At 33.8% G+C, this 2663-nt stretch carries 3 protein-coding genes; all 3 read right to left on the bottom strand.

Annotated elements, in window-relative coordinates:
- Positions 1 to 18: 18 nt before the first annotated feature.
- Positions 19 to 258: a DUF3953 domain-containing protein gene (locus KI356_RS27105; RefSeq protein WP_212936994.1), complete on the bottom strand. Its 240-nt coding sequence runs from the start codon at positions 256 to 258 to the stop codon at positions 19 to 21.
- Positions 259 to 278: 20 nt separating this feature from the next.
- The gene (locus KI356_RS27100) at positions 279 to 524 is read right to left on the bottom strand and encodes a DUF3977 family protein (RefSeq protein WP_212936993.1); all 246 of its coding nucleotides are present in this window, start codon (positions 522 to 524) and stop codon (positions 279 to 281) included.
- A gap of 115 nt (positions 525 to 639) precedes the next feature.
- A complete protein-coding gene (locus tag KI356_RS27095; protein ID WP_212936992.1) occupies positions 640 to 2490 on the bottom strand; it encodes a sigma-54-dependent Fis family transcriptional regulator in 1851 nt (616 codons plus the stop codon).
- Between the last annotated feature and the right edge of the window lie 173 nt (positions 2491 to 2663).

Genomic DNA, 2663 nt, shown 5'->3' with positions numbered 1-2663 from the left:
ATATGTTACAGTAACGGTTTATTTTAAATATTTTATGAGTGATATAATGATGCAAAATAGCGATGTAAGTAAAAGTAAAAGTCCCATATTCTTATTTTCTTTTTCATCCTTCTTAAAACTTTGTATCCCCATTCCAGCAAGCATAAAACCTAACAGTACTTGTAAAATGAGCATACTTTGCTTTGAATCATCATTCCAACTATAAATGGAATAGCCCATAATAATAATAGCGAGTATGAATGTGGTAATTCTAATCATAAGAACACCCCTGTTTTATTCTATTGTTTTAACCTACTCACAATTCCAACAATAAACTTATACTCATCTCTACTTTTCCTTACTTTCTTAAAACCTTCTTTCGTATCAAAAATAAAACACGTTTTCCGAAACCAAATTCGTACATATAAAGACTCAAAATAAATAGGTTTTATAATTCCTCGTTCCTCAAATTCAGTCCCATCTTTATTTTCAGTTTCTGTTCGAACAAACCACCTATTCCCGATTCCAATTTCAACATACTTCACATGCTAACCCCCTTCAGGAAATCTTATTTCTAACTATTCTATTATTTCCCCGGTAAGCGCACATTCCGACAGAACGTGAGCCCATAAAGAAAAAGTAAATTACAAAATTCTACTTTTATAGCCTGAATTTTTGCATTCGTTTATAAAATGTACTGCGTGGCACATCTAATAGTTTTGCAGCTAACGAAACATTTCCATTCGTCTTTTCTAGCGCTTCAATCATACTATCACGCTGTATTTTTTCACGGAAATTTAATGTATGCTCCGTTTTATTTTCTGCTTGCAATTCAAGTTGATGTTGATTTCCCATCATTGTTTGTAATAAAAAAGAGATTTGTTTTTCGCATATTTCCCGTCCTTGTGACAAAATGTAAATACGTTCTAATACATTTAATAATTCCCGAATATTTCCGGGCCATGTATGTTGTGAAAATTGATTACAAATACTCTTTGGAAATACAACATTCCAATTCTTTCGTTCACAAAAATGATGTATGAAGTACGGAATATCCTCTTTTCTTTCCATTAGCGATGGAACATATAGCGGATACACATGTAAACGATAATATAAATCTTGACGGAATATCCCTTCTTCTACTAATCGCAGTAAATCTTGATGTGTCGCAGTAATAATACGAATATTTACCGGTACCTCTTTTAAACTGCCAATTGGGGTTACTGTTCGTTCTTGTAAAACTCGCAATAATGCTACTTGCATCTCTGGCGGTACTTCACCAATTTCATCTAAAAATATTGTCCCTCCGTCTGCTTGTTCGAATTTCCCTTTATATCCTTGGCGCCGTGCACCTGTAAACGCTCCTTCAGCATAACCAAATAATTCACTTTCCATTAATTCTTTCGGCAATGAACCACAGTTAACAGCTATAAAAGGACCATTTTTTCTTGGACTATTTTCATGAATCGCTCTCGCTACATATTCTTTCCCTACACCTGTTTCACCACAAACATATACACTAGCGTCAGTTGGTGACACAAGCTTAATTTCTTCTAAAGTATGTTGAAATACACTGCTTGTCCCAATAACTCCAGGGAAAGTAATTCCGTTTATAAGTGGGGAAGTTGAAAATACATTTCCTTGTTTATTTTCCTTTACATAAACACATTTTCCGATCATTCTATCATTACTATATACTGGTACTTCTAATTTAGACTTCAATCCATATTGCATTAAATCTTCAAGTTTCATTCGTGACCAATTAGAAACTCGTTCCCGAATCCTCTTACTCGCAGAAACGATAACATCACGATGATTACAAATAACAACTTGTTCATCACTGTCAATTACATCTAAAAAACGATGGATTAAGTGTAGTTCGTTTTGATGCACTCGAATACTACATTCACGTTCAATCGCATGTGCAATCGAAGTTACCATCCCAAGCATATATGGGTGGGAAAACTCAATTGGACAGGAGAAATCTAGAACACCAATTAATTTCCCATCATCATTATGAATGGGAGCGGCCGCACAACTCCAGCTATGAGATGCGACAGAATAATGTTCTGTACCACTTATCATAATAGCCTCTTCAATCTGTAACGCGGTTCCTATCGCATTTGTACCAACAGCTGCTTCCGTCCATTTCACACCTTCAATGAAATTAATATGTTTCGCTCGTTTCAACGTTTGTTGATTTCCACTTAACGATAGAACGTAACCGTCTGGATCGATTAATAATGCCATCATTTGCAGTTCATCAATGGTTTTTCTCATATTTTGTATTTGAGGTATTGCTATATCAAGGAAGATTTCACTCTTTTTCTTTTGGTCTTTAAAAAAATTAGAAGACAAAATTTTCTGATCTTTATTCATATAAGGATTCACATTTGCTTGTTTACATCGATGCCATGACTCTGAAATTCTTTCGTTTATACGGTTCGAATCAAGGACTCCTTCATCAATAAACTTTTTCCATGTATGTAAGTAAAACGGTGAAGCTAACATCGTATCATCTCCCTATTCATTGTTTTGGAGATCTGTAAAAACATACTTTTATTATAAAACTGAATAAAAGCGTTTTCAATAAAACTAGAAAGACGACACAAATATGTTAATAATTAGAATATATTAATGAACTTCTTTATTCTTTTTTAGTAGAACTATATTTTGCATAATGG

The sequence above is a fragment of the Bacillus hominis genome, from assembly GCF_018332515.1.
GTDB classification, from domain to species: domain Bacteria; phylum Bacillota; class Bacilli; order Bacillales; family Bacillaceae_G; genus Bacillus_A; species Bacillus_A hominis.
This window is presented reverse-complemented; position numbering and strand designations above follow the sequence as displayed.